Origin of the sequence: Candidatus Aalborgicola defluviihabitans (assembly GCF_016705985.1) — a bacterium.
Lineage (GTDB): Bacteria > Pseudomonadota > Gammaproteobacteria > Burkholderiales > Burkholderiaceae_C > Allorhodoferax > Allorhodoferax defluviihabitans.
Map to the genome: position 1 here is coordinate 822,808 of NZ_JADJKN010000002.1, position 26,113 is coordinate 848,920.

Annotated in this window: 21 protein-coding genes; 7 read left to right on the forward strand and 14 right to left on the reverse strand. The window is 60.0% G+C overall.

The annotated features are described in order from the left end of the window. Positions 1–127: 127 nt before the first annotated feature. The 3 genes from IPI80_RS04270 to IPI80_RS04280 all read right to left on the reverse strand — a co-directional run bounded on the left by IPI80_RS04270 (position 128) and on the right by IPI80_RS04280 (position 3,807). The gene (locus IPI80_RS04270) at positions 128–1,081 is read right to left on the reverse strand and encodes an AraC family transcriptional regulator (RefSeq protein WP_413857457.1); all 954 of its coding nucleotides are present in this window, start codon (positions 1,079–1,081) and stop codon (positions 128–130) included. Between the two features lie 76 nt (positions 1,082–1,157). Then, on the reverse strand, positions 1,158–3,359 hold the full coding sequence (locus IPI80_RS04275; RefSeq protein WP_413857459.1) for a cytochrome-c peroxidase: 2,202 nt from the start codon (positions 3,357–3,359) through the stop codon (positions 1,158–1,160). After that, a complete protein-coding gene (locus IPI80_RS04280; protein ID WP_413857462.1) occupies positions 3,349–3,807 on the reverse strand; it encodes a hypothetical protein in 459 nt (152 codons plus the stop codon). Before IPI80_RS04280 ends, IPI80_RS04275 begins: the two co-directional genes overlap by 11 nt. 277 nt (positions 3,808–4,084) lie before the next feature. Between IPI80_RS04280 and IPI80_RS04285 the strand changes: the two genes are divergently transcribed. From IPI80_RS04285 to IPI80_RS04295, 3 genes are all read left to right on the forward strand, one after another. Then, the gene (locus IPI80_RS04285) at positions 4,085–4,642 is read left to right on the forward strand and encodes a MarR family winged helix-turn-helix transcriptional regulator (RefSeq protein ID WP_413857464.1); all 558 of its coding nucleotides are present in this window, start codon (positions 4,085–4,087) and stop codon (positions 4,640–4,642) included. Positions 4,643–4,706: 64 nt separating this feature from the next. Continuing rightward, entirely contained in the window at positions 4,707–4,880 is a 174-nt protein-coding gene (locus tag IPI80_RS04290) for a hypothetical protein (RefSeq protein ID WP_413857606.1), read from the forward strand. An 87-nt stretch (positions 4,881–4,967) separates the two neighbouring features. After that, complete coding sequence (locus IPI80_RS04295; protein WP_413857466.1) at positions 4,968–6,134, forward strand: MFS transporter; 1,167 nt, start codon at positions 4,968–4,970, stop codon at positions 6,132–6,134. 16 nt (positions 6,135–6,150) lie between these two features. On the opposite strand, the gene IPI80_RS04300 is transcribed toward IPI80_RS04295, so the two are convergent. From IPI80_RS04300 to otnI, 3 genes are all read right to left on the reverse strand, one after another. Continuing rightward, positions 6,151–6,993 (reverse strand): lysophospholipase, encoded by an 843-nt coding sequence (locus IPI80_RS04300; RefSeq protein WP_413857468.1) that lies wholly within the window; start codon positions 6,991–6,993, stop codon positions 6,151–6,153. Continuing rightward, positions 6,990–8,450: a M20/M25/M40 family metallo-hydrolase gene (locus tag IPI80_RS04305; protein WP_413857470.1), complete on the reverse strand. Its 1,461-nt coding sequence runs from the start codon at positions 8,448–8,450 to the stop codon at positions 6,990–6,992. The genes IPI80_RS04300 and IPI80_RS04305 overlap by 4 nt, the downstream gene beginning before the upstream one ends. 71 nt (positions 8,451–8,521) lie before the next feature. Further along, positions 8,522–9,343, reverse strand: a complete 822-nt coding sequence (otnI, locus tag IPI80_RS04310; RefSeq protein WP_413857472.1) for a 2-oxo-tetronate isomerase — start codon at positions 9,341–9,343, stop codon at positions 8,522–8,524. A 107-nt stretch (positions 9,344–9,450) separates the two neighbouring features. Here otnI and IPI80_RS04315 point away from each other — a divergent pair, with 107 nt between their 5' ends. Next, complete coding sequence (locus IPI80_RS04315; protein ID WP_413857608.1) at positions 9,451–10,401, forward strand: Bug family tripartite tricarboxylate transporter substrate binding protein; 951 nt, start codon at positions 9,451–9,453, stop codon at positions 10,399–10,401. A gap of 27 nt (positions 10,402–10,428) precedes the next feature. Here the strand turns inward: IPI80_RS04315 and IPI80_RS04320 are convergent, their stop codons facing one another. Both IPI80_RS04320 and IPI80_RS04325 read right to left on the reverse strand, forming a co-directional pair. Further along, the gene (locus IPI80_RS04320; protein ID WP_413857474.1) at positions 10,429–11,976 is read right to left on the reverse strand and encodes a wax ester/triacylglycerol synthase family O-acyltransferase; all 1,548 of its coding nucleotides are present in this window, start codon (positions 11,974–11,976) and stop codon (positions 10,429–10,431) included. 17 nt (positions 11,977–11,993) lie between these two features. Then, the gene (locus IPI80_RS04325) at positions 11,994–12,842 is read right to left on the reverse strand and encodes an esterase/lipase family protein (protein ID WP_413857476.1); all 849 of its coding nucleotides are present in this window, start codon (positions 12,840–12,842) and stop codon (positions 11,994–11,996) included. Positions 12,843–13,037: 195 nt separating this feature from the next. On the opposite strand from IPI80_RS04325, the gene IPI80_RS04330 reads away from it, so the two are divergent. Next, entirely contained in the window at positions 13,038–14,390 is a 1,353-nt protein-coding gene (locus IPI80_RS04330; protein ID WP_413857478.1) for a hypothetical protein, read from the forward strand. Positions 14,391–14,422: 32 nt separating this feature from the next. Here the strand turns inward: IPI80_RS04330 and IPI80_RS04335 are convergent, their stop codons facing one another. From IPI80_RS04335 to metX, 6 genes are all read right to left on the reverse strand, one after another. Further along, positions 14,423–15,727 (reverse strand): TRAP transporter large permease, encoded by a 1,305-nt coding sequence (locus tag IPI80_RS04335; RefSeq protein WP_413857480.1) that lies wholly within the window; start codon positions 15,725–15,727, stop codon positions 14,423–14,425. After that, positions 15,724–16,227, reverse strand: a complete 504-nt coding sequence (locus IPI80_RS04340; protein ID WP_413857482.1) for a TRAP transporter small permease — start codon at positions 16,225–16,227, stop codon at positions 15,724–15,726. Before IPI80_RS04340 ends, IPI80_RS04335 begins: the two co-directional genes overlap by 4 nt. 67 nt (positions 16,228–16,294) lie before the next feature. Then, positions 16,295–17,275 (reverse strand): DctP family TRAP transporter solute-binding subunit, encoded by a 981-nt coding sequence (locus IPI80_RS04345; RefSeq protein ID WP_413857484.1) that lies wholly within the window; start codon positions 17,273–17,275, stop codon positions 16,295–16,297. Between the two features lie 97 nt (positions 17,276–17,372). Further along, entirely contained in the window at positions 17,373–18,833 is a 1,461-nt protein-coding gene (locus tag IPI80_RS04350) for a WS/DGAT/MGAT family O-acyltransferase (RefSeq protein ID WP_413857486.1), read from the reverse strand. Between the two features lie 164 nt (positions 18,834–18,997). Then, a complete protein-coding gene (gene metW, locus IPI80_RS04355) occupies positions 18,998–19,585 on the reverse strand; it encodes a methionine biosynthesis protein MetW (protein WP_413857488.1) in 588 nt (195 codons plus the stop codon). Then, positions 19,582–20,751 carry a homoserine O-succinyltransferase MetX gene (gene metX, locus IPI80_RS04360; RefSeq protein WP_413857490.1) on the reverse strand — a complete coding sequence of 390 codons (1,170 nt, stop codon included), beginning with the start codon at positions 20,749–20,751 and terminating at the stop codon, positions 19,582–19,584. Before metX ends, metW begins: the two co-directional genes overlap by 4 nt. A 262-nt stretch (positions 20,752–21,013) precedes the next feature. Here metX and IPI80_RS04365 point away from each other — a divergent pair, with 262 nt between their 5' ends. Both IPI80_RS04365 and IPI80_RS04370 read left to right on the forward strand, forming a co-directional pair. Next, positions 21,014–22,216, forward strand: a complete 1,203-nt coding sequence (locus tag IPI80_RS04365) for an ammonium transporter (RefSeq protein WP_413857492.1) — start codon at positions 21,014–21,016, stop codon at positions 22,214–22,216. 78 nt (positions 22,217–22,294) lie between these two features. Then, positions 22,295–25,993 carry an ATP-binding cassette domain-containing protein gene (locus IPI80_RS04370; protein WP_413857494.1) on the forward strand — a complete coding sequence of 1,233 codons (3,699 nt, stop codon included), beginning with the start codon at positions 22,295–22,297 and terminating at the stop codon, positions 25,991–25,993. Positions 25,994–26,113 lie beyond the last annotated feature (120 nt).

Below are 26,113 nucleotides of genomic sequence, written 5' to 3' on the forward strand. Positions count from 1 at the left end.
GCTATGAAGTATCAGTGGCCAATCGGTCAATGTACTCACACGCGACAGACATAGCTTGCACTAGAGTGCATTCAATAGTGGATAAACGTGCAATTTATTGCATGATCGCACTCACATAGCGCGATGCCTATGCGGTGTTTCGGACTGAGGTCCGGAATTCGGTCGGGGTGCAACCGTATCGACGTCGAAAGATGCGCGCGAAATAGGCCGGGTCGGAAAACCCGATTTCCAGCGCGAGTTGCGTGATACTGGCGCCGCTGCCACCTTGGCGAGACAGGTCGTCGCGGCAGCGCTCCAGACGCAAGCGTTGAATGCAGGCTTGCGGCGTCTCTCCCGAGGCTGCGAAGGCGTGGTAAAGCGTCCGGCGGGAGACGCCCAAGGCTAGTGCAATTTGACTTGGACCGAGGTCGGGGCGTTCCAGGTGTCGGCGCACATACTGCTGTGCATCGTCGAACAGGATTTCCAGCGACTTGCGCCGAAGCGCCCCCGCGCCATTTTCCAGGAACTGCGCCTCCTGCGCCAACAGCGTGGCTACAAAGTTTCCGACTGTGCTGTGGCTACGCGGATCCAGCCTGTCACCCTGCGATTGCATGGCGTCAAGCGTAGCCAAGGCAACCGCCGCACCACCTTCAATTGCCATGCTCCGCCCAGCCACGCGCGGCAGCAGCTTGGCCAGCGCGTCGCACTCGTCAACCTCACACAACAGCACTACGAAGGCAGAGTCGTCGCGCATCTCGATTTGGTACGGGCGGCTGGCCTCGTAGATCGCCCAATGCCCAGCCTCAATGTCAACCACGCGCTCGGTTTGGCGAAGCTGGGCACTGCCGTGCTGTTGCCACAGCACTTTGACATAGCGGCTGCTGAGTTTTCTGGCACTTGCCGTACTCAGTGAGGCACAGTGGGCGTTCGCCTTGACCTGTGCGACGCGGCAGTTAGCCATTTGACTCACTTGCACCCAGGCGGCGAACGGTTTGCCTGGGGCAGCTCGAATCTCGAGCGGGAAAAACGAGCTTGCCACCTGGGCACCCCATTGCGCCAGATCGACCTCGATCGGCGTAATTCGCGTTGGGCAGTAATTCATGCTGAAACCTGTGATGAACGGGTGACTCGACTGGCGGTGCGTCGCAGCAGGCTGGTACCCGATTCACACGCTTGGCTCATTGCATGGCCTGGTATTCAGGCAGACTGGGCGGCGTCACCAGCAAGGGCTCGTCCATGCTGAGTGATTCCAGAAACGCCAGCAATGCCAGCTTCTCATCGCTTGACAGCGCAAGCGGCTGCAGCAAATCAGTCTTGTGCTCGACACCACCACCCTGGTCGTAAAAGTCGATTACCTGACGCAAATCAGCCAGACTGCCGTTGTGCATGTACGGCGCGGTGTACTTGAGTTCACGCAAGCTCGGTGTGCGGAACTTGCCGATGTCGGCTGGTTTTCTGGTGCGGTAGTACAAACCCATGTCTTGCGGACCGGCACGGTACGTGGCCTCAGGCGCACCGTGCTGAGCATTCTGCCAGCGCTGTGTAATCTGATGCAGCGGGCTGTCCCGAAAGACATCATTGCGGGGCACGCTGGTGGCATGAAAACCTTGATCGGACACCAGCGGGCCGTTGTGGCAGCGGATGCAGCCCGCCTTGCCACTGAATAGTGTCAAACCCTTAACTGCGGCGGACGACAGGGCAGCTTTTTCTCCGTTCATGTAGCGATCAAAGGGAACCTTGCTCGGGTCCGACACCACGGTGCGCTCGAATGCGGCGATCGCCTGCCAGGCATGAGTGATGCTCGGCCACTCGGTTCCAAAGACACGCCGAAAACGCGCCACGTAGTCAGGCACGAAGCGCAGGCGCATTTCCATCATTGCTGGGTCACCGTTACCTTCGACCGCACCCTGTGCAGCGAACGGCGCCTGGGCTTCAAGGCTGCCAGCCGCACCGTCCCAGAACAACTTACCGAAATGGGCGGCGTTGAGCACCGTCAGGGTATTGCGCCATTGCCTGGTACTGGGGTAGCCGCGCGACACGGTCGAGCGCTCACCCCACCCGAGTTCCGGAAAGTGGCAGGATGCACAGGCGGTGCTGCCGTCGCCGCTCAGTCTCCGGTCAAAAAACAGCATCTTGCCCAGTTCGATTTTCTCCGGCGTTGCCAGATTGTCAGACGGTACAGGTACCGGTGGCAAGGGGGCCAACGGCACGATCAGAGCGAGTTCCGGCGCAGTCGTGCCCGGCCGGATATCCGCGGTTGCAGGCAGGGAGGGTACCGTGCTCAAGTACAGGGAATTTTCCAGGTGCTGCGGCTGCACCACACCAACCGGGTCACCGCTGAGTGTGTCCAGAAACGCCAGCAGATCACGCTTCTCAACCTGGCTGAGGCCGAGTGGCTTCAGGCCGCTGTTGGGGCCAGCGCCACGATCATAGAAATCGACGACCTCGGTCAAGGTCTGAAACAGGCCATTGTGCATATACGGCGCGGTGTACTTCAGTTCGCGCAGCGACGGAGTCTGGAATTTGCCCCGATCTTCCGCCGATTTGGTGACCGCAAACGCCCCCACATCTGTACGCTCTTGCATATAGTTGGGTAAGCCGCTAGCGGCAAAGTAGCGCAACATCGTAATATGGCGCAGCGGTTCAGCGGTGATAGCCAAATTCTCCGGTACGTCCAGACGATGGCGTTGGCCATCCGACAACAAAGCACCACGGTGACAGGCAATACAACCCGCTTTGCCCTGAAACAACCGCAGACCAGCGGTGGCGCTGCGATTCATGGCTGCAGTATCGCCGCTAAGGTAGCGATCAAAAGGCACGTTGTGTGACGCCAGTGTTTTGACGAATTCTCCCAACGCGTCGAACAACTTTGGCGCAGAAGGTTCACTGCCTGGGCCGTAAGCCTCGCGCCAAAGTGCCAGATACCCTGGCGCCTGCTTGATCCGTTCCTGTACCAGGCGCGCGTCGGCGTGCATGAAGTGCGCCTGGGTCACCATGTCACGCACAGCGCCACCCAGATCGGTACCATCCAGTCGGCCATCCCACATGAAGCGGACACGGTGCCGCGCATTGATCAGGCCAGGCGCATTGCGAAAATACTCCGAGCCAGGATAGGAGCGGGCCAATGCATCCCCATCGGCCCATCCTTTGCCGGGCATGTGGCAACTGGCGCAGGAACGGCTACCGTCAGCAGACAACCGGGGGTCGAAGTACAGGTTGCGCCCCAGCTCTGCGAGTGCCGCGTTGACGGGTTTCGTGGCTGGCAAAGTCGCAAGCGACGCATGACCGGGCTGCACGCCCTGTGAGTGCGTCAGCGTGGCCGCCAGCATCACGAGCGCCCACGCGATCAAAATCACCAGCCGCCGAATGCTAATGGACATCATGACTCTGCTTTGTGACCGCGTGTCTGTCGGCTTGTGGCAAACCCACCACCGGTGAACTGCGTAAGACGGCTGTGCAAGACCTGCGCCAGTTCAAAATTTCCGCGATCAGTCTGGCGTCGTCCTCGGCCGACAGTGGGTGGCCATCGGCAGATGGCAGCCGCATGAAGAACTGTCTTCCCAGCGGGAGTTGCACAAATTCACCCGCCGGTCGGGCGCTTGAATGCGTCGTGCTGGCGCCCTCCGGTACCGGGTGACAGCCGAGACAATTGAGCGCGTAGACGACTCGCGCGGACTGCGCCGCTACCGGCGCGACCACCGCGCTAGACAAAGCGGCCAGGCAGGCCAACACCAGGTGGCGCTGGCGCACTTTGGTCTGGATCAGCGCGCGCAGTCTGGCTGCATTGATGGACCCTGGGGCAGGGGCATCCACGTGAATCGTGCTCATAACTGTCCTTTTGATTTCTATCTGCTATCAACCGGCCACCAAAATTTGACACAGATGCGTGAAAATAGTCTCCACAATGGTCCAAATTTGTACCCGCTGATACTTAAACTGGCATAATTATTGAAAATTGTTTGTTTCGTTGTCAACAAGTGTTTCTACCAATTCACGGCACGCGCTCCTCTTTTTTTCACGCAAACCGCATGCATTACGACCCTTGTAGATTGATTCAATTGACTCGAATTTCGACATTACATTTAGACTGGGCCACATCATCATGGTGACTACCCGCCGCGCGCACATTCCTGCCGCCACGCCGAGCGGCAAACCGGTCCGAAAGAAGTCTCCTGCTCCCACCAAGCCCAAGCGGGTTTCGGTGAAGCGTCGCACCCTGGGGCCTATTGGCAAGCTTGAAGACTTCATCCCGTTCAAACTGGCCGTTGTTGCCAACCGTGTGTCGCAATCGATTGGGCACCTGTTTCAGACCCAGTACAACCTACAGATGCCGGAGTGGCGCATATTGATGGCGCTTTACGCCTATGGTGATCTGTTGTTTACAGAGGTGGTAGAGCGCACCAGCATGGACAAGGCGCGTGTCTCACGGGCCCAACGCCGGTTGGTCGACCTGGGCATGATCACCACTGCAGATGATCCCGGTGATGGACGCCGCTTGATCCTGTCGCTGACGGCCACAGGCGCCCAGCGTTGCGCCGATATCTTGCCGGCCGCCGCAGCACGCGAAGCCTGGTATCTGGAAGCTTTGGATGACCACGAACACCAACAGCTCGACGTGATCTTGAACAAGCTGATGGCACGCAGCAACGAGGTGGAAGGCTAAGCGACGGGAGTACGGTTACGCTTGGCTTTGTTGCCAATTCGGCATCTCCGTTTAGGACGCCGACATCAAAGCACTTGCACCTTTTGACGCGGCGGACTACCTTGATGATGAAGCGACCACCACGCAATACATCACTGCCGCACTGGAAGCCTCCAACACCGACGTATTTTTAAACGCAGTGTTGAAGCTGCTTCACGCTCTGGGCGTTAAATTGTCCGCATCGCCAATCTATTCATAGATTTCTATTTATGCTGGCCATTTGTGCCTATGGCCCTCGTCGAATATACTTAAGCAGCTACTAAAATAATAGCAATTTACTCTAATCATGAACCGTAACCTTTGGCTACTGGCCTTGTGCCAGGGACTCTTTCTCACCAACAACGTCGCTTTCATCGCCATCAACGGCCTGGTCGGCCTGAGCCTGGCGCCGTTTGGCTGGATGGCCACGCTACCCGTCATGGGCTATGTGGTGGGCGGTGCCTTGAGCACCCCATTGGTCGCGCGTACCCAATCGCGCTACGGGCGGCGCATCTCGTTCCAAATCGGTTTGCTGGTGGCCCTTCTGTCTGCCGTCGTGGCGGCCTGGGCCGTGGTGGACAAGAACTTCTGGTTGCTGGTGGCCACCACCGTGGTCGCTGGTTACTACAGCGCCAACGGGCAGTTGTACCGCTTTGCCGCGGCCGAACTGGTGCCAGCGCCCCAACGCGAAAAAGCAGTGTCGCTGGTACTGGCCGGTGGTCTGTTGGGTGCCGTCATTGGCCCCAACCTGGCGGCGCGCTCGCGCACGCTGCTGGACGTACCCTTTGCCGGTGCCTACGTGGTATTGGCGGTGGTTGCGCTCATCGCCATGGCGCTGATGGCGGCCATTCGGTTTCCCGCGCCTGTCGCTGCCACTTCCGCGACTGGGGGCGGTCGCCCCTTGGGCGAAATCATGCGCCAGCCCGTATTCATGGTGGCCTGTGCCAGCGCCGCCCTGGGCTATGGCGTGATGAACTTGCTGATGGCCGCCACGCCGCTGGCGATGCAGCAGTGTGGGCTGTCGTTTGATGATGTGGCCTTTGTGCTGGAGTGGCACGTGATTGGCATGTTCGCGCCGGGCTTCTTTACCGGCGGTTGGATCAAGCGTTTCGGCACACTGCCGGTCATGGGCGTGGGCGTGCTGCTGAATCTGGTTTGTATCGCCGTCGCCTTGTCGGGCGTGGAGCTGCACCAGTTTGGCATTGCACTGTTCTTGCTGGGCGTTGGCTGGAACCTGATCTTTACCGGCAGCACCACGCTGGCACTGGGCGCTTACCGGCCCGAGGAAAAGGACCGGGCCCAGGCGGCCATCAATTTCTGCGTGTTTGCGGTGATGGCGGTGACCTCATTTGCTTCCGGCGCGCTCATCACCACCCGGGGCTGGGCACTGCTCAATTGGGGTTCGTTGGTACCCCTGTTGCTAACCGCGCTGGCATTGGCATGGCTGGCGGCCAACCAACGCGTGCGACGCTAGTGCCCACGGGGTTGCGTTAGTAGCGCTGATCCAGCCAGCGCTTCAGCGTGACAAAGACCGGGGTTGCGTCAAGTTCATTGAATATTTCGTGGTACAGCGTGTCAAAGCACACTGCCTTCACCACATCCGCCGGCGCGGCGGCGGCAAAATTGCGACTGCCCTGAGGATTAAGCATGCGGTCATCTCCAGCATACATGAGCAGGGTAGGAACTTTCCACCGGCGCGCCAGTGCCACCGTGGCGGGCCCGGCCTGGGCAATGAACTGCGCCAGCCTTGCGGAGATTCGGTCATGCACCAGCGGGTCGGCTCGGTAAGCTGCAACCACTGCTGGGTCGTGCGAAATGAACTGGGGTTTGAGGCCGTTGCCCACACGCAGGTTGGGGCTGATGCGGGGCAACACATTGATCAAAAATTTTTGAAAGGCGCTCAGGCCAGCGTCCAGCGCGGGTGACGACAGGATGAGCCCATCCACCGACCGCAGCCCCAAAGACACAAAGCGCGCTGCCACCAGCCCGCCCATGCTGTGACCCAGCAAAATAAGCGGCGTGCTGTGCCCCAGGCGCGCGCGTGTGCTGTCCACAATGTCGGCCAGATCGTCCAACAAGCGCGTATCCGTGGGCAAGCTACCACGCGCGCCACCGGATTCACCATGGCCGCATTGGTCGTAGCTGCGCACGGCAAAACCCCATTGGTTGAGTTGCAAGGCGACGTGCTCGTAGCGGCCGGCATGTTCACCCAGGCCATGCACCAAGACCACCACACCACGCAGGGGAACCTCGGTTAGCAATGGCCAATCCAGAACCACAACGCGGTCGCCATCGCTGGCAACAAAGGTAGACAGCGTGGATTCCGAAGTCATGGGCACTGGGCAATCACTTGCGCCACCGCAGCGGTCAGCTTTTTGGCATAAGGGATGTGCAGGAATTCATTGGGGCCGTGCGCGTTGCTCTTGGGGCCGAGCACACCACACACCATCATTTGCGCAGCCGGGAATCCTTTTGACAACATGTTCATGAGCGGGATGGTGCCGCCCTGTCCCACGTAACCACACGACGCGCCAAAATGCGTTTGCGAGGCGTCGTTTAGCGCCGCCTCAAACCAGGGAGCCGTGCTGGGCGCATTCCATCCAGTCGCGTTGGACAGGCCTTCAAACGTTACTTTGGCTTGGTAGGGCGCGTTGTCTTCCAGCAGGGCCTTGAGTTCCTGCACCGCAGCGGCCGCCTCAACCAGAGGGGGCAAGCGCAAGGACAGTTTGAAAGCGGTGTAAGGCCGCAACACGTTGCCCGCGTTCGTGAGGTCTGGCAATCCCTCCGCCCCGGTCACGCTCAGCGTAGGCAACCAGGTCCGGTTGAGCAGGGCCTGCAGAGGGTCGGTGGTGGTTGGCAGGGCAAACGCCGTGGCACCGCCGCAGTCGTAATGCGCCCAGGGAAAGCGCTTGTAGATTTCGTCGCCCAAAATGGCCGCTGTGGCCTTCGCTTGGGCCAACCGGTCTGCTGGCACCTCGCAATGAAAGCTGGCGGGCAGCAGGCGCCCCGTGGCGCTGTCTTCCAGGCGGTCCAGCACCTGGCGCATGATCCTAAAACTCGACGGCACCAAGCCACTGGCATCACCGGAGTGCACACCCTCGGTCAGGATCTCTACTTTGAGCACACCACTGGCCATTCCGCGCAGACTGTTGGTCAGCCACAACTGGTCGTAGTTGCCGGCACCCGAGTCCAGACAGACCACCAAGCCCACATCGCCCAGACGGGGTTTGAGCGCATCGATGTAGTGCAGCAAATCGTACGAGCCGCTTTCTTCGCAGGTTTCGATCAGACCCACGATGCGCGGATGCGTCACATTTTGGGATTTGAGCGTCTGGATGGCGGCAATGGCGGCATAGGCGGCGTAGCCGTCGTCCGCACCGCCACGGCCATAGAGCTTGCCATCATCGATCTTGGGCGTCCAGGGGCCCAAGTCGCTGCGCCAGCCAGAAAATTCGGGTTGTTTGTCCAGGTGACCGTACATCAGCACGGTCTGGGTGGAGCCCGCCTTGGTGGCCGGCACTTCAAAAAACAGCACCGGGGTGCGCCCCGGTAGGCGGACGACTTCCAGACTCAGACCGCTGACCTTCTGCGCCTCGATCCAGACCGCCGTGTTGCGAACCACCGTGTCAAGATAACCGTGGGTGGCCCAATCGGCATCGAACATCGGCGATTTGGCCGGAATGCGGATGTAGTCCTGCAACTGCGGGACGATTTCGGCGTCCCATAGCGCACTAACTTGGCTGAGGGTTGTGTCCGCGTTCAACACGGACGGGGGTATACGGGCATTCATGGCTTGGCCTCCTCACACTGCTGCCACGCGGGCAGTCAAAGCGGCATCATGCCACGGCTTGCAAGCCTGCGTCACCCTCTGGGTATCCATTGCAGTCCCTGGCGGGTGGCGCCGGCCTGCGTACCAGCGCTGGGGCGGTACTCGCAGCCCACCCAGCCCCGATAGCCCAGCGCATCCACTAGGTTAAACAAATAGGGGTAGTTCAGCTCGCCCGTATCGGGTTCATGGCGTTCGGGCACACCCGCAATCTGAATGTGACCAACCCTTCCGGTGGGCAGGTATTGATGCAATTTGGTGGCTAGGTCGCCCTCCATGATTTGGCAGTGGTAAAGGTCCATTTGTACCCGCAGATTCGCAGCACCCACGGCCTGCACCGCAGCGTGCGCCTGATCTTGGTGGGTCAGAAAGTAGCCCGGCATGTCGCGCGTGTTGATCGGTTCGATCAGCACCTCTACCGCAACCTTGGCGGCCGCTGACGTGGCATAGTGCAGATTGGCCAGGTAGGTGGCTTGCAAACGTGCCAGTTCCACACCGGCCGGCGCCAGACCGGCCATGACGTGAACCCGTGGACAGCCCAGGGCCGCCGCGTACTCCAGCGCCCAATCAACACCGAAGCGAAACTCTTGCTCGCGTCCGGGCAGGCAGGCTGTGCCCCGCTCGCCACGCGCCCAGGCGCTGTGCACAGTCGCCGCATCGGTGCCACCGGGCGGTGCATTCAAAAGAACCTGCTGCAACCCATGAATCTGCAGGCGCTCTCGCACGTCGGCTACCGCATAGTCGTAAGGGAATAGAAACTCAACCCCCTGGAACCCATCTTGCGCGGCAGAACGAAACCGGTCCAAAAAGGCATATTCACCATACAGCATGGACAGGTTAGCGGCAAATTGGGGCATGGGAAACATTGCTACAGTGGAGACAGTGCCCGACTGTACTTTTTTTAATGGAGATATTCATGCCACTTTCGCTCTCCCCCTCTTTTTCGGCCCGGCTCAACCGACGAATGGCCACTGTGCTGGCCGTCAGCGCCCTGTGCTGGGGTAGCCTGGCCCAAGCGCAGACTGGTCCCATCAAGATTTTGGTGGGGTTCCCCCCCGGCGGCGGAACCGATGCCATTGCCCGCACTCTGGCCGACAAGCTCAAAGACCAACTGGGCACGCCCGTGGTTGTGGAGAACAAGGCCGGCGCTGGTGGACAGATTGCCGCACAGACACTCAAGGCTGCCCCAGCCGACGGCACCACACTGTTCCTTTCACATGACCACACCATCTCCATCCTGCCGCTGGTGGTGAAGAACCCGGGTTTTGATCCAGCCCGTGACTTTGTGGCCGTGGGTGGTTTTGCCACCTTTGTGAATGCGCTGGCGGTATCGGGCGGCACACCGGCCAAGTCCATGAACGAGTACGTGGCGTGGGTGCGCAGCCAGGGCGCCGGCAAGGGCACTGTGGGTGTGCCGGCACCGGCCTCAGTCCCGGAGTTTTTGGTCAAGGTGATTGGCCAGAAGTACAAGCTGGACCTGCAATCTGCGCCTTACCGCGGCAGCGCCCCCATGATCGGCGACATGCTGGGCAACCAGATTGCGGCCGGAACCGGCTCTATCCCTGACTTTATCGAGAACCACAAAGCCGGCAAGATCCGCGTGGTCGCCGTCATGGGAACTGCGCGTCAGCCGCTTCTGCCGGATGTGCCGACCTTTGCAGAGCTGGGATTGGCTGGCTTTGAAGACCTGCCCTACTACGGCCTGTTTGCGCCGTCTGGCACGCCCACTGCCACCATCGACAAGATCTCTGCCGCACTGGCCAAGGTGGTGGCCATGCCGGATGTACATGACCGGCTAACGGCCATGGGCCTGAGCGTGGGCTACATGACGCCGCAGCAACTGAGCACCCGCGAGCGGGCCTACAGCCAGACCTGGTCCAAAATCATCAAGTCCAGCGGCTTCGTACCCCAGTAATGGACTAACGGGACCGCGGCGCACCCGTCAAATGGTTGCGCCAGCGTCCTGAATAGGTTTGGATTTGCGCTGAGGCCGGGCGCGCTTAACGGATACTACAGGCGTCATGGATGCCATGCGCACCCGCCTTACCGCAGACGACTTGCGTCGCTGGGCACGCACGGCACGCTGGGCCAGTGCCAGGTATTCCTGGAAGCTGTCACGCAGGCACTGGGCCAGTACTTCGGGGTCGGGCAGTTGTTCGTAGCAGCCGGTGACCGAGACCACAATCGTATTGTTGTAACCGGTCACCGAAAACACCAGGCCCATGCCGTCGGAGATGGGCATGATGGCTGACAGGTACGTGAGCTTGGCACCTTGCAAATACAGCGGCACTCGTGAACCCGGTACGTTGGTGATGGCGCAATTGGCCAGCGGTGCCCAGCCGCCCAGGAGGGCCGAAGCTGAACGCAGCATCTTGCTCGTAACCATGATGCCCAATGACGGTGCCAGTTGCGCCAAGCTGGTCAGCTCCCGCGCGCTGATGGCCTGCGTCATGGCGGCTGAAGACGAACTGGCCAACTGAATGGCAACCAAGCGCTGCACCGGATCGACAATGTCCGTGCCCAAACCCACCCGCACCCAGGATAAATGGGTTTGTGGATCGGACTGCAGGTCACTGTGCACGGCAATGGGTGCCGCTGCAACCAGACTCGTTTCGGGCAATTCAGCCTGCATGGCCAGGTAGCTGCGCAGACCGCCGGCGCACACGGCCAGCACCACATCATTGACCGTGGCATGGGGCACCAAGGCACGGATGGTTTTGAAATCTTCCAGCGCAAAACGGCGGGTCTCGAAGACCCGATGCGGCGATACCTCGGTGTTGAAGCGCGTCATGGGGAAGGCGTGGGGCTGGCCCAAAATTTCACCGGCAAAAGTTTTGACTGTGGATTTGATGGCGGTCCAGCTGCTGCGAAGCGGCTGGACCATGCGAAACGGGAAGGTAGCCATATTCATGCCTGCCAACCAGACCAGCGCCAGATTGCCGGGAGGTGACTCTGGAAACCAGGGTGCCGCCGGCGGGGGCAGTGCGGCACTGGGAGACAGATCGTGCAGCAAGCTGGTGATTTCGTTGCCGTTCTCCACGTCAATGGCAGCGTGGTGGATTTTCAGGAGTACCGCAAAGCTGCCGGGCGGCAGGTGCAGCAGACTGTCCAGACCTTCGATCACATACAGTTCCCATAGAGGGCGCTGCAGGTCCAGCGGGCGCGCATGGATGCGCGAAGACTGGATGCAAAACTGACGCCAGTCGCCAGGCCTGGGCAGTGCGATGTGGCGCACGTGGTATTCGATGTTGAACTGCTCATCCTCTACCCAGTACGGATAGTCCAGATCCAGTGGCACCCGCAGGATTTTTTCCCGGAAATTGGGCAGACGATCCAGCCGGCTCGCTACGTGGGCCAATATTTGCTTGAAACGCACCACTCCGCCTGGCGCCGTGGACTGATCGTAGATGTGCAGCAGCGTGATGTTGGAATTGGCGTGGGCGCTGTCTGAATAGATGTAAGCGGCGTCGTGTTCACTGAGTTGGCGCATGAAGGTTCTTTCGCAAGTCAGTTTGCGTCTGCTGCTGGCCTGCAAGCTTTTGGAGTGCCCGTTGTCAGACCCAAGACCTGCCCCAGCAGCCCTTTGGCAACAAACGGTTTCCAATTATCTTCTGGCTGGGCCAGACGGTCGGCCACGACGGCCAGCACAATGCCGTTGAAACCCAGCCCGATATGGCTGCCTGCAACCCGGATGTTTTCGTGCAGGGACGGGTCACCGTCGATCGTGGCTTCCTGCGGCGGAACCACACCATCCGACAAAGAATACAGGCAACTGGTAGGAATGGCCAGGCGACGGCGCTCGCGCATATCCTTGGCGCGCGGCTGCATCACATGCGCGGAGGCACCCAGCCGGTGCGACACGAGACGGTAAAGCGCTTTGATTGCGTTGGGTGACTGGCTGCCAGCGGCATCCACACTGACCGGACTGCCCAAGGTGATGACGCAGCGCACACAGTCAAGCGCCTGTTGTGCGCCATACATGGAAAAGACGCCGCCCAGACTCCAACCGACCAGGCTCACCTTCTTGCCGGTAACGTGGTGCAGGTAGCGGATCTTCTGCGGAAGGGCATTGGCATGCTTGCTGCGAAAGCCCATATTGCGACCCAGACCCCAGGTGTGGACGTCATAGCCCTTGTTCTGCAAAAATAGCTTCAACGCCACCAACGACGACTCGCTGGCCATGAAGCCGGGTACCAAGAGCACGGGGTGACCGTCGCCCGCAGGGGCATTCATCAGCAGCGGCAGGGAAGCCGGCAACAAGGCCATTTCCAACAGCCCGCGCGCTTCCAGCAGTGACGTCAACACATGCGGCGCGCCAACATGGGCATTGCGGACGACGGGATGGTGACGGTGCATGGAAAAGAATCCTCTATCTGTCTGTTTTGACAGTAACCGGTACAGTCTAAAACCATTCTGGGACTTGTATTTAGGAGAATTGCCTAATGCAGTGATGCATTGGTGACACCCCAATGGCTACGACTACACAAAAAAATCAGCAACGTTCACAATCAGACGGTCATTTTCAAACCCGACTTACTGCAACAGAACCCCATGAAACGCATCCTTTTTGCCACCCTGTTGACCCTGTGCACCACCGGCCCTGCAATGGCCTGGAGCAACCACGCAATGGCCAGTTATCGCGCGTTCGAAGGCATGCCCGAAGTGGCCAGGGCCGCTACCGTGCCAGCTGAGCCGCTTGAATCATTTCTGGCCGCACAGGCCCAGCCTATTGCCCAACTGCTGGCCCAACAGGACGCCTGGGCCAAAGCCCATATTGCGCATTACCCGCCTCTTTCAGCCGCGCTGCGGTTTGATGCACAGGTAGCCCAGCAAGGCCCACAGGCGCTGCGCAAAGCATTCTTGACAGCGTTGCGTGTATCACCCGAAAGCCGCCTGGCGCTCTACATCCAGCCCGACCCCTGGTCCACAGCGCCGCAAGCCGAGCCGTTAGCGCACGACACCGTGAGCGCGTTGCCAGCGCGCGACAAAGACGACGACGACCACCATTTCGTACGACTGAGTCCAGGCGAAGCCGTGGCGCCGCTGGCAGTGCTGGCCTCGGCCAGCGACGAGCCCGACTACGGTATGGACCTGAACCTGTGGGAAGACAGCCCGTCGCCCTGGGGCGCACGCTACGGCTTTGGCAAGATTCCCTTCGGCAACCCCAGCCTGGCGTTCTCTACCCAAGCGCCCTTTCATATGGGCTTCTACCACGAGTCGCCCGTCATCTACATGGCCGCCGGGTTCCTCAAGCGCACCTATCCCCTCTTGCGCATCCACCAGTATCGGGGCCTGTCAGAACTGGCTTTCCGCAGCGGCCACACCTACTGGGGCTGGCGCTTTGCCGGGCTGGCCATGCACTACGTACAGGACTTGACCCAGCCCTACCACGCCAGCCTGGCACCCGATTTTTCGGCGACCCGCCTGATCGGCATCAACCTGCTGGCCATGCTGGGCATGCCGGGCGCAAAGAACAACATGATCATCCTGCTGTCCAATCGCCACTTCGTGCTGGAGCGCTACGAGAGCCAGATGGTCCAGGCCGACGCACAAGGCCGCCAGACCGGCAGCGTGGAGCAGGCCCTGCATGACACGCGCACCGACGCCGGCTACCCTGCGTGGTCAGACCAATACGTACGGGACACTGTGGCCAATCAGGCGCACGACCTGGGCGTCACGGTGACCAGTCAAATGCTCGCCACCGTACCTACAGGCTATGTGAATGACCCAAGCTTTGATTTTGGTCTGCACGCCAAAGACATCGACCTGATGACCGAGGTTGCTCGCCAGGGTGCCGCCCCCAAGGCCGCGCTGGAATCCACCATTGCCACCTTGATGCGCAACGCTGGCGCGCACAGCCGCAACCTAGTGCGGGGCATCCTGCTGGACGTGTCGCAGCATTAACGCAACCAGCTAAATGAGGGCCGTCATCTGCATCATCGGTAAAGCAGAGTGGGCAGCCACATCGTCAAGGGTGGCCACAGGGCCGCAATCAGCAAGTCCAGCATGGCTACCGCGACCAAGGGCATCACCGCACGCGATATTTTTCCCAGCGAAATACCGGCGATACCGCAACTCACAAACAGGCAAATGCCCACAGGCGGTGTCATCATGCCAATGGCCAGGTTCACCACCACCAGCACGCCAAAGTGCACCGGATCGACCATCATCTGCGGAGTCAACAGCGCCAGCACCGGCACCATCAACAAGAGTGCCGCAGTGGTCTCCATCACACAACCCACCACCAGCAGCAAGGCCATCACCAGCAGCAGCAAACCGGTGGGCGGCAGTGACAGCGAGTTGACGAACACGTCCAGCAGTCTGGCACCCTGCTGCATGGCCAGCAGCCAGCCAAAAATCTTGGCCATGGCGATGATGAACAGAATACCGCCCGCGGCCACCTGTGACTTGATGATGAGTTGCGGCAAGTCTTTCCAGGCCAGCTCACGATTGATCAGCGTGCCTACCAGCAGCGCGTAAAACACCGCCAGGGCAGCGGCCTCGGTCACCGTCACAATGCCACTCAGAATGCCGCCCAGCACCACCACCGGAGCACCCAGCGACCAGGCAGCGGCTCTGCCGGTGCGCGCCACCTCAGTCCAGCGAAACGGCACACGCTGCCCATAGCCTTTACGCCAAGAGATCCATACCGCCACCGCCATGAACGACAGCCCCAGCAGTAGCCCCACCAGCATGCCGCCGGCAAAAAGTTGCGAGGTCGAGATGTTGGTCATGAAACCAAAAATCACCATCGGAATGGACGGCGGAATGATCACCCCGATAGCACCACCCGCCGCAACCACCGCAGCGGCAAACGCAGCCGGGTAACCCTGGCGGATCATGGCGGGAATCACCACTGCGCCAATCGCCGCCGTGTCGGCCGCCGCCGAGCCCGAAATGCCGGCAATGATCATGGATGCCACGATCGCCGCTGCGGCCAGGCCGCCGTGCGCCCAGCCCACCAGGCTGTTGCAAAAGTCGATCAATCGGCGCGAGATGCCGCCGGTTTCCATCAGCGCACCGGCAATCATGAACAGCGGCACAGCCAGCAGGTCAAACGAATCGACCCCTGAAAAAAGCTGCTGGACAATGGTTTGCCCCAGCGCGGCCAAGCTGGCCGTGGCCGGGAACACGCCAGGTGTCACAATCAGGCCAATCGCGGGCAGGCCAATCGACAAGGCGATGGGCAGGCCCAGCGCCTTGAGAGTGAACATCAGTCCGAAAAGCAGGACGATGATCATGGCGAATCTTGTACAAGGCCGCTGCCCGCACCCTTGCGTCGCGTCAAATCAGTCAGGATATGGAGCAAAAAAATACCGCCCGACATGGGCAAAACAGAAATGGGCAGCGACATCGGCATCTGCACTGCAGTAGATGTCTGGTCCCAGGCCTTCATCGTATAAAGGACACCGTACCAGGTGATCAGCCCAAAACAGCCCAGCGTGAGTAGTTGCAGTGAACGCACGATGATCTGTTCAATCGCGGTGCCAAAGCGTGCGCCAAAACCCGCCAGACCGATGAAATGCGCACGCTTGTACGCTACTGTGGCACCCAAAAAGGTCGTTGCCACCAACAGGTAGCGACCAATTTCCTCTGACCAGCTAAGTGAATGGCCCACGTAACGCGCCACCACTTGGGCGAACAGGATGAGTGAAATGGTGGCACCGACCAACAGGAGCACGCGTTCGACCCACAGGTTGACCCAATCGCTCGTACTCAACAGGCGTTGATGAAAATTCATGAATGCTTCAAAAGCCGAGGTTCAGGCGCATCCGTCTGCGCGCGAACCTGGCATCGGCGGTGACGATTTATTTGACGGTCTTGCGAATTTCGTCAACGATTTTTTTGGTATCGCCGGTCAAAGAGGCATAGACCGGTTCGGTTTTGGCACGAAAAGCCGCCAAATCGGGATTGTCCACCACCTGCATACCAGCGGCTTTCAGGGCGGCCAATTGGCTGGCTTCGTTGTCCCGCACAAAGCGCCGTCCGGCCATGGAAGCTGTCGCTGCTGCGTCCATGAAGACCTTGCGGTCCGCAGCGGGCAGCGTATCCATAAAGGCCTTGCTGGCGACAAATACCAGTGCCGAGTACACATGGCGGGTCATGGTCAAGTATTTCTGACCTGCCTCATTGAGCTTGGCCGCCGAGATCACCGACACCGGATTTTCCTGCCCATCCAGAACGCCTTGTTGCAGCTGAGTCGTAATAGGCCAGGCCATTGGGGTTGGGTTGGCCCCAATTGCACGCCAGATGGCCAGGTGCGTGGGCGACTCCATGGTGCGGATCTTCATGCCCTTCAAATCATCCGGGCCCTTGACGGCTTGCTTGGAGTTGGTCACGTTGCGGAAACCGTTATCCAAAAAATGCATGCCGACCAGGCCGGCTTTGTCGAAGCGTTTGAGCAAATCCTGACCAATCGGGCCGTCGAGCACCTTGTCGGTGGCTTCGTAGGAGCTGAACAGGAAAGGCATTTCCAGCGCTTTGATCTCGGGCACAAAGGCTTCGACCGGGCCGGTGGTGCAGACGCTCATCTGCACGGTGCCAAGCTGCAACTGCTGCAGCACCTGGGTTTCGCTACCCAGCGCGGCGGAGTGGTGCACCACGATGTCGTATTTGCCAGGCAAAGCCTTGTCGACTGCTTCCTTGAACTTGTTAGCCGCCAGGGTGTGAACAAAGGTCGGGCCGGTGACCACGCCAATATTGACTTTTTCGGCAGCCAGCGCGGGCAAGCCAAAAGCCAGACTGGCAGCGCAAATCAGACCGGACAGGGTGCGGGGAATGAATGTCATGGTGTTCCTTGAAGTGAAAAAGTCACTGAATAGCTACCTGTGCGCAGCGCTCATCGCCATATGCACCTCAATCATAGGTGCAGAATGCGGCGCTCCGCTAGGCGGCTTTCACCACCTTCTTTCGCGCGCGCTTCACGGGCACTTTCGGAGCCGGCAGAAACGCGGTCTCCAGTTCAGTCAGGGCATCGGCGGTGTAGACCGCCAAACGCTGGATGCCAGGAATGGACGAGTGGCACGCCGTAAAGCCAAAATTCATGAATCCCGCGTAACTCTGACAGGTGATGTTGAGCGCCTGACCATGCGTGACGATGGAGGCTGGATAGGTGGCCACCATCTCCGCACCACGAAAATACAGCGGCGTCTCCGGTCCGGGCACATTGGAGATCGTGATGTTGAACATGGGCCGTGAGCGCCCGCCAATGCCAGTGAGCAATGTGAGTATGGTGGGGGTCATCAGGAACACGGTGTATTGCATCATTGCCTGGCGTGGCAGGCTCTGTACGTGTTCCTTGGCGAGCTTGACTGACTGGCGGATAGCCGCGAGCCGGTCTTTGGCATTTGCGATGTCGGTTCCCAGGGTGGACACGATAAAGGTAATCGCATTGCCATTGCCGTCGTCGTCCTTGGGCCGCACGGAAACCGGAATCCCTGCAGTCAGCGCCTTGTCGGGCAGGCTGTCGCGTTCAGCCAGGAAGCGCCGCAGGGCGCCGCCACACACGGCCAGCACGATGTCATTGAGCGTGCAATTGGCAGCAGTCGCCACCGCTTTCATGCGCTGTAGCGAGAATTGCTGGGTGGCAAAGCGCCGCTTTTCGCGTACCCGCCCATTGAATATGGAACGAGGCGCATCAAACGGATGGGCCATGCCAGACGTCGGTCCAAAGGCATCCTTGACCAGCTTGCCAAACGCCATTGCCAGTTGGGGAGTCGCCGACGCCTGAATGCGCAGTTCCTGCATGGCTCCGGCAATGGCGTGGGCAACGGTGGGCACCAGCGCTTCGTGTGGCTGCTTCGAATCGGCACGCGCCGCCGGTTTACCTGCCGCCCAGAAAGGCGGCAAATGCAGGCTCTTTGCGCGGTCTGGCGACATGCCACGCTGCAGCAGTTTGACTCCGCTGATGCCATCGATCAAAGAGTGGTGCATCTTGATGAACAGGGCGAACCGGTTGCCTTCAAGGCCTTCGATGATGGTGCACTCCCAGGGCGGACGCGACAGGTCCAGCGGTGTACTTTGCAGGCGCCCGACCAGTTCACCCAGTTCACGCTCACCACCCGGCCAGGGCAGTGCCGCATGGCGCACGTGGTACTCCAGATCAATGTTGTCGTCTTCCACCCAGACCCGCATCGGATTCATGCTAAATGACTGCTTGAGGCGCTGGTTCCACGGCGGTGTGAATGTGCGGTGGTTGCGGAATTCCACCATCATCTTGTGCATGAAGTCCTGCGGTGCATCGTCAGGCAGCTTGAACTGCAGCAACCCGCCAACGTGATTGGGTGTGGCACGCGATTCGGTGACGATCCAGGCGGCGTCAAGGGGGTTCAGACGAAGGGATTGCATGATCTATCCTGAATGTAGGTTTCCAAAGACTACCACCACGGGTCAACTCAAATACAGCGCTATTAAATATATAGCTATTTATACATATTCGACGAGGGCTAGAGCTCAATTTGACAACTAATTATCTGGCAAATCGAGCCTTACGCCACGATTGCGCGGAAGGATCAGCCGCCCTTGGCCAACTGGTAAACCGAGGTGCCCGCCATCAGATTGGGCGCCCAGCGCACGGTCTTGCCGCCCTGCAGACCAAAGCTGTCCAGTACCTGCAAGCGGTTGCGTGCGGCCAGAACCGCCAGATCGGCATGGGTGCCAACGCGGATGTTGGGTGTGTCATACCACTGGTAGGGCAGGCGTTTGGTCACCGGCATACGGCCTTGGAGCACGCTCAAGCGGTTGGGCCAATGGGCAAAATTGGGGAAGGCCACGATGCCGATACGCCCCACCCGCACGGTCTCGCGCAGCATGACCTCGGCATTGCGCAGGTGCTGCAAAGTGTCAATCTGCAACACCACATCAAAGCTGGCGTCGTCAAACATCGCCAGCCCCTCGTCCAGATTGAGCTGGATGACGTTGACGCCACGCTGCACACAGCCCAGCACATTGGCGTCGTCAATCTCCACGCCATAGCCGGTGCACGCCCGCGTTTTCTGCAGGTGGGCCAACATGGCGCCGTCGCCACAGCCCAGGTCGAGCACGCGCGAACCGGGCGGCACCAGTTGGGCCAGCGCGTGCATGGTGTGGATATCGGTCATACCAGCACTCCCTGTTCAGCATGAACACTATCGAAATAGGAGCGTATGACATCCATATACCGAGGGTCATCCAGCAAAAAAGCATCATGGCCGTGGGGCGCGTCGATCTCGGCGTAGCTCACGTCACGCTGGTTGTCCAGCAGGGCCTTGACCATTTCGCGGCTGCGCTTGGGTGAAAAACGCCAGTCGGTGGTGAAGCTCACCAACAGGAATTTGCAGGTTGCACGTTGCAGCGCCCGGCTCAAGTCACCGCCAAAGGCAAGGGCCGGATCAAAGTAATCCAGCGCCCGGGTAATCAGCAGGTAGGTGTTGGCGTCAAAGTATTCGGCAAACTTGTCACCCTGGTAGCGCAGGTAGCTTTCGATCTGAAACTCCACGTCTTGCGTCGTGTAGTGGTAGGGGTCTTCACCCAGCACAGCTTGCTTGAGTTGTCGACCAAATTTTTCATTCATCACATCATCACTCAGGTAGGTGATGTGGCCGATCATGCGGGCAATGCGCAGACCCCGCTTGGGCACAGTGCCGTGCTCGTAGAAGTGGCCGCCATGAAAGTCCGGGTCGGTCACGATAGCGCGGCGCGCCACTTCGTTGAAGGCAATATTCTCGGCCGTAAGGTTGGGCGCACTGGCCACCACCACAGCGTGGCGCACGCGGTTGGGGTATTGCAGCGTCCACGAGAGCGCCTGCATGCCACCCAACGATCCGCCCATCACCGCCGCCAGGGTCTGAATGCCCAGCACGTCCAACAAAAGTGCCTGGGCGTTGACCCAGTCTTCAACGGTGACCACGGGAAAATTGGCGCCATACACCTGGCCAGGCACATCCGGGTTGGGGTGCATGGGGCCGGTGGTGCCAAAGCAGGAACCCAGGTTGTTGACGCCGATGACAAAGAAGCGGTTGGTGTCCACCGGCTTGCCGGGGCCAATCATGTTGTCCCACCAACCCTCGGAGTTGGCCTGGCCCGCATAGGTGCCGGCCACATGGTGCGAGGCGTTCAGGGCATGGCAAATGAGCACGGCGTTGCTGCGATCGGCATTGAGCGTGCCGTAGGTCTCATAGCTCAAGGAGTAATCGCGCAGGGATGCGCCGCTTTGCAAATGCAGTGCGTCTGCGAAATACTGTGACTGTGGTGTCGCGATCATTGGCATGCCCAACCCAAACCCCATAAAAAAACCCGGCGTCGCTAAAAACGAGGCCGGGGTACTGGTGTCGGTCCGTCTTTAGCTGTATTTATTAAGCGCCCGCAAGCTGGAGCAAATTGGCGCTACGGTAAGTATAAATCCAAGTCAGGCATCCACCCAACGGGGTAACACACCTTCTTACGCTTGCATGACCAACATTGGCGCATTTCTTGCAAGAAATTGGTGCAATTTTGAATTTCCGCTCAAGACCGCACCAATAGGCAGCATTTCACGCAAAGAGGTTGATATGGACGCACTCAAACAGGGCGCAGATGCCTTGTTCATTTTGCTCGGTGGCATCATGGTTTTGGCCATGCACGCCGGATTTGCATTTCTGGAGCTGGGTACCGTTCGGCGCAAAAACCAAGTCAACGCGCTGGTCAAGATTTTGGTGGACTTTTCGGTTTCCACCGTAGTGTATTTCCTGGTGGGCTATGCCGTGGCCTATGGCACCGGCTTCTTTGTGGGTGCCGAGGAGCTGGCCGCAAAGAACGGGTATGCGCTGGTCAAGTTCTTCTTTTTGCTGACCTTTGCCGCCGCCATTCCCGCCATCATCTCCGGCGGCATTGCGGAGCGCGCACGCTTTTGGCCCCAACTGATTGCAACTGCCGTCATCGTCGGCTTCATCTACCCATTCTTCGAAGGCATCATGTGGAATCACCATTTTGGTGTGCAGGCCTGGCTGAAGGCACTGACCGGTGAGGAGTTCCACGACTTTGCCGGCAGTGTGGTCGTGCACGCCGTGGGTGGCTGGATAGCGCTGCCAGCTGTCATCTTGCTGGGTGCACGCAGCAACCGCTACCGCAAAGATGGTGCGATCTCGGCACACCCGCCATCCAGCATTCCGTTTCTGGCCCTGGGTGCCTGGATTTTGACCGTGGGCTGGTTTGGCTTCAACGTGATGAGCGCACAAACGCTGGACAAGATTTCTGGCCTGGTTGCCGTGAACTCGCTGATGGCCATGGTGGGTGGCACGCTGGCGGCCCTGGTGGCCGGCAAGAATGACCCCGGTTTTGTACACAACGGCCCACTGGCCGGTCTGGTGGCCGTATGCGCCGGGTCTGATTTGATGCACCCATTAGGTGCATTGGTGGTGGGTGCGATGGCTGGCACCACCTTCGTGGTGATGTTCACGCTAACGCAGAACAAGTGGAAAATTGACGACGTGCTGGGCGTGTGGCCCCTGCACGGCCTGTGCGGCACGCTGGGTGGCGTGGCGGCGGGCATTTTTGGCACCAAGGCGCTGGGCGGGCTCGGCGGTGTGTCCTTTTTCGCGCAGCTCATCGGCACTACCATGGGTGTCGCTTGGGCCGTACTGGGCGGCGTGGTGGTGTACGGTGTGCTTAAGGCGACGACCGGGTTACGCCTGAGTCAGGAGGAAGAGTTTGACGGCGCCGACCTGTCCATCCACAAAATCAGCGCCTCGCCGGAGCGCGAAGCCAACTGGTAAGGCACTGCCTTCCGTCAGACCCGGGGGCGTTCGTTTGCATCGCTACCGGGGCGGTGTGGCAGTGCGATACTTGTCTTGATGTTGCTCAAAGTTCCCGCCCAAGCCCTGCATTCCCTGGCGGACGATTACTACCGGCATCTGACCCCCGAGCTAAAACGGCTTGCGCTCGACGGAGCCACAATGGGTGTCGACGACATCACGCCCCAGCTCGAAGTCTTGGAGCAAATCCACGGCCGCGCCGTGTTCCAGCCCGATTTTGCGCATGGTTCCCTGTCGTTTGTACGCAGCCTGGTCCGCTCGACCCAGCCGCAGTGGTGGCGCACTCTGATTTACATGACGATCTCGACCATGGCCACCGCCGCGCCTGCGTTGCTGATCGAATGGGTGATGACAGACTTTGGTGCGATCCAGGCCGCGCCCCTGGCAATACACAACCTATTGATGCTGCTGTGCTTTCCCCTGGTCATTTACATCACCAATGTCAGCTTCCAACGCTACCTCAAGGCGTTTGCCCACGCCCACATGCTGCAGCGCAGTGCGCTAATGCACGCGTTTGCCGTCAAGTGGTTTCGCCTGGAACCCCAAACCCGCCATAGCCTGCCGCAGGGCAACATCCAGAACCTGATGCACGTGGACGTGCCCGCGGTCAGCCACTGCGTGGAGCGCGTGGTCGATGCCCTGATGGTGGTGGTGCACATCAGCATTGCGGCCATTTTGCTGTGGCGCTACCTGGGTTCAACCGCACTGGCCGGTCTGGCCATGATGGCGCTGACCCTGCCGTTGCTGCGCTCCATTGTGCGCAACACTTCCAGGCGCCAGGGAGAGTTGTTGAAAGCACGTGATGCGCGGCTGGACTTGGTGTCTCAGGTGCTGTCGGCCATCAAAGTGATCAAGCTGTCAGGCTGGTCCGAAGTCTTTTTGGGTCGCACCCGGCAAGCGCGCAGCGCCGAGGTAGAACGGTTGATAGCCGTGATGCTGCTGCAGACCCGCGCCTCGCTGCTGTTCTCGTGCGCCGGTTTGGTGGTGGCCACCGCCACCTACGGCATCCACATTTTGCGCGGCGGCGAGCTGCACGCGGCCATGCTGCTGCCCACGCTGCTGATTTTTCAGACGCTGGAGTTTCCGTTCATGGTGATCAGCGACGTGGCCAGCACATTGGCCCAAACCGAAGTGTCCGCACGGCGCCTGCTGGAATATTTCAACCTTAAGGATGCACCGCCTTCCAACGCTACGGCGACCGACCAGCCCCCTAGCTTGCAGGTGCGCGACTTGGTGTTTCGTGCACGCGATGAGCACCCCATTCTGAACGGTATTTCCTTCGATCTGGCTGCAGGCCAGAGCCTGGCCATTGTGGGCCCAGTGGGCGGTGGCAAGACCGTGCTGCTGCGTACCTTGCTGGGCGAATACGCGGCCAGTTCCGGCACCGTCCATTGGACCGGCACGCCTCGCTTTGCCTACTGCCCACAAGAAGCATTTATTGCCAGCGGCACGTTGCGCGACAACCTGACGCTGTTTGACCCCACGCTGCAAGGGCAGGACGCAGCCCTTGAACAGGCACTGCACTTGGCCAGCCTGTCCAACGAGGTGGCGCAGTGGCCCGCCGGGCTAGCCACAGAGATTGGCGAACGCGGCCTGAACCTGTCGGGCGGACAGAAGCAACGCGTGTCATTGGCGCGGGCTGCGTTGCACCCGGCCAACGCCATCATCCTGGACGACCCCTTTTCGGCACTGGATGTGGGGACTGAGCAGACGATCGCCCGCGACCTGGTGTTTGGTCAGTGGCACCAGCAGTTGCGCATTTGCGTGACCCACCGGCTGGCACAACTCGAACAGTTTGACCGCATCTTGTTCATCGACACTGACGGTTGCGGCCAATTTGGCACCATGGCCGAACTCACGACATCGAGCGCGCGGTTTGCCGAGTTCCTGCGCATTGAAGCGCAAGGCGAGGCCGACCACAGCTTGGTGGCGCGCCAGCTGGGGGTACAAACCAGCCCTTCTGCAGGCAAGGAAGAATTGCTCACCACCAACGAAACCCAGGCCCTGGGCAAAGTGCACGGTTCGGTCTGGAAGGACATGGCGCTGACCCTGGGCGACAGTAGCTGGACCGGCCATGCACGGGTCGGGGCCCTGCTGGTGCTGGGTTTGATGCTGCTGGCCAGTGTGCTGCCGATGTCGCAGCAAGTGCTGATGTCCACCATGGATGGCAGCGGCGCCATGGGGCCCGTCACATTTTTTGTAATTTTTGCCACGTTGACGCTGCTCACCGTGGCCCTGAGCTATGTGGCGCAAGCCACCTTCCGCCAGGCCTGCGCGCACGCTGCACAGCGGGCACACGACAAGATGCTGGGCGGTGTGATGCACTCGCCCCTGCGGTTCTTCGAGACCACACCGTCAGGGCGGATGATGAACCGCTTCTCGGCCGATATCCAGCAGCTCGATGTGGAACTGGCCGGTCGTGGTTTTCGTTTCACCCAGGGCGCCAGTGCCGCCATTGCCAGCACCATCGGCATTGTGGGGGTAGCCACGGCGGCCATCGTGCCGTTCACCCTGGCTGGCTACGTGTCGATCCGCGTGTCGCGCCTGTACGGCGCTGCCGTGCGCGAGACGGCGCGCATGGGTGCCATCACCCGGTCGCCCGTGTTTTCGCTGTTCAACGACGCGCTGCGTGGCCACTCCACCCTGCGCGCCTTTGGACGCGAGGCCACCGTAGTGGAGCAGTTTGACCGCGCCTCACGGCTCAGTCTGAACACCGAGCTGCGGCGCTGGGATCTGGTTTTTTGGTTGTCGATGCGGCTGACATTGGTGTCTTGCGGCGTCATGGTTTGCCTGCTGGTGCCGCTGGTGCTGGGCCCAGCATTACCGTTTCTTCCCGCGCTGGGTAATGGCGCGGTGGGTCTGTTGCTGGCGTTGACCTTTGGACTGCTGGTGCGCATTGAGCGTTTGTGCCGGGACTTCTTTGCACTGGCCACCATCATGGTGCCTTGGGAACGCTGCCAACAATGGGCTGAGCTGCCACCCGAAGCGCAAGCCGACACAGTTGCCAACATCAACACGACCATCCCTGTCGACTGGCCCCAGGCGGGTGAGATACGCTTTGAGCAGGCCTGTCTGCGCTATGCACCGGACCTCCCTGCCATTGTGAACAACGCCACCTTCACGGTACCAGCCCGCAGCCATGCCGCACTGCTGGGGCGCACCGGCGCTGGCAAATCGACCGTGCTGCTGGCCCTGCTGCGCACGCTCACCGTCGAGCGCGGCACCATCCGTATTGACGGTGTGGACATCGCCCAGGTGCCCCATGCACGCTTGCGCCAGGCGATTGCTTACGTGCCGCAAGACCCTGTGCTGTTTTTAGGGCCGCTGCGGGCATCCATCGACGTGACCAACCAATACAGCGACGATGCCATTCACGCGGCGCTGGCCCAAATTGGGCTAACCCGTTTTGTGGCCACGCTGCCAAAAGGATTGGACACGCCGCTGGAAGAGGGTGGACGCAACATCAGCGCCGGGCAGCGACAACTGATTTGCCTGGCACGGGCCCTGCTGTCCCAGGCCAAGGTCATCTTGATGGACGAGGCCACCGCCAGCATGGATGTAGAAACCGACGCCTTGATTCGCGCCGCCATCCAACAGCATCTGCGCAGCACCACCATTTTGCTGATTGCCCACCGTCCCAGTTCGCTGGCGCTGTGTGACCAATGGATCCAGGTGGAGAACGGCCGCACGGTGGTGGTTGAACGTATCTCAGAAAAGTTGAATCAAAATTTACTTTAAATTCAAATAGTTTGAAACATTGCGTCAAGTAATTTGAAATTTATGAACGATTTGCAGCCCTAGACTTCCAACCATCACAAGCCGCTGTTGGCTTGCAGGTATTTTTGTCCACACATTTGC

Coding starts and splice junctions, on each gene's coding strand:
- metW (WP_413857488.1), bottom strand. CDS start 19,585: ATGACCGATATCCACACCATGCACGCGCTGGCCCAACTGGTGCCGCCC.
- IPI80_RS04295 (WP_413857466.1), top strand. CDS start 4,968: ATGAACCGTAACCTTTGGCTACTGGCCTTGTGCCAGGGACTCTTTCTC.
- IPI80_RS04315 (WP_413857608.1), top strand. CDS start 9,451: ATGGCCACTGTGCTGGCCGTCAGCGCCCTGTGCTGGGGTAGCCTGGCC.
- IPI80_RS04275 (WP_413857459.1), bottom strand. CDS start 3,359: ATGTCCATTAGCATTCGGCGGCTGGTGATTTTGATCGCGTGGGCGCTC.
- IPI80_RS04325 (WP_413857476.1), bottom strand. CDS start 12,842: ATGCACCGTCACCATCCCGTCGTCCGCAATGCCCATGTTGGCGCGCCG.
- IPI80_RS04365 (WP_413857492.1), top strand. CDS start 21,014: ATGGACGCACTCAAACAGGGCGCAGATGCCTTGTTCATTTTGCTCGGT.
- IPI80_RS04345 (WP_413857484.1), bottom strand. CDS start 17,275: ATGACATTCATTCCCCGCACCCTGTCCGGTCTGATTTGCGCTGCCAGT.
- IPI80_RS04340 (WP_413857482.1), bottom strand. CDS start 16,227: ATGAATTTTCATCAACGCCTGTTGAGTACGAGCGATTGGGTCAACCTG.
- metX (WP_413857490.1), bottom strand. CDS start 20,751: ATGGGGTTTGGGTTGGGCATGCCAATGATCGCGACACCACAGTCACAG.
- IPI80_RS04270 (WP_413857457.1), bottom strand. CDS start 1,081: ATGAATTACTGCCCAACGCGAATTACGCCGATCGAGGTCGATCTGGCG.
- IPI80_RS04305 (WP_413857470.1), bottom strand. CDS start 8,450: ATGAATGCCCGTATACCCCCGTCCGTGTTGAACGCGGACACAACCCTC.
- IPI80_RS04280 (WP_413857462.1), bottom strand. CDS start 3,807: ATGAGCACGATTCACGTGGATGCCCCTGCCCCAGGGTCCATCAATGCA.
- IPI80_RS04320 (WP_413857474.1), bottom strand. CDS start 11,976: ATGCGCCAACTCAGTGAACACGACGCCGCTTACATCTATTCAGACAGC.
- IPI80_RS04330 (WP_413857478.1), top strand. CDS start 13,038: ATGAAACGCATCCTTTTTGCCACCCTGTTGACCCTGTGCACCACCGGC.
- IPI80_RS04350 (WP_413857486.1), bottom strand. CDS start 18,833: ATGCAATCCCTTCGTCTGAACCCCCTTGACGCCGCCTGGATCGTCACC.
- IPI80_RS04300 (WP_413857468.1), bottom strand. CDS start 6,993: ATGACTTCGGAATCCACGCTGTCTACCTTTGTTGCCAGCGATGGCGAC.
- otnI (WP_413857472.1), bottom strand. CDS start 9,343: ATGCCCCAATTTGCCGCTAACCTGTCCATGCTGTATGGTGAATATGCC.
- IPI80_RS04370 (WP_413857494.1), top strand. CDS start 22,295: ATGTTGCTCAAAGTTCCCGCCCAAGCCCTGCATTCCCTGGCGGACGAT.
- IPI80_RS04335 (WP_413857480.1), bottom strand. CDS start 15,727: ATGATCATCGTCCTGCTTTTCGGACTGATGTTCACTCTCAAGGCGCTG.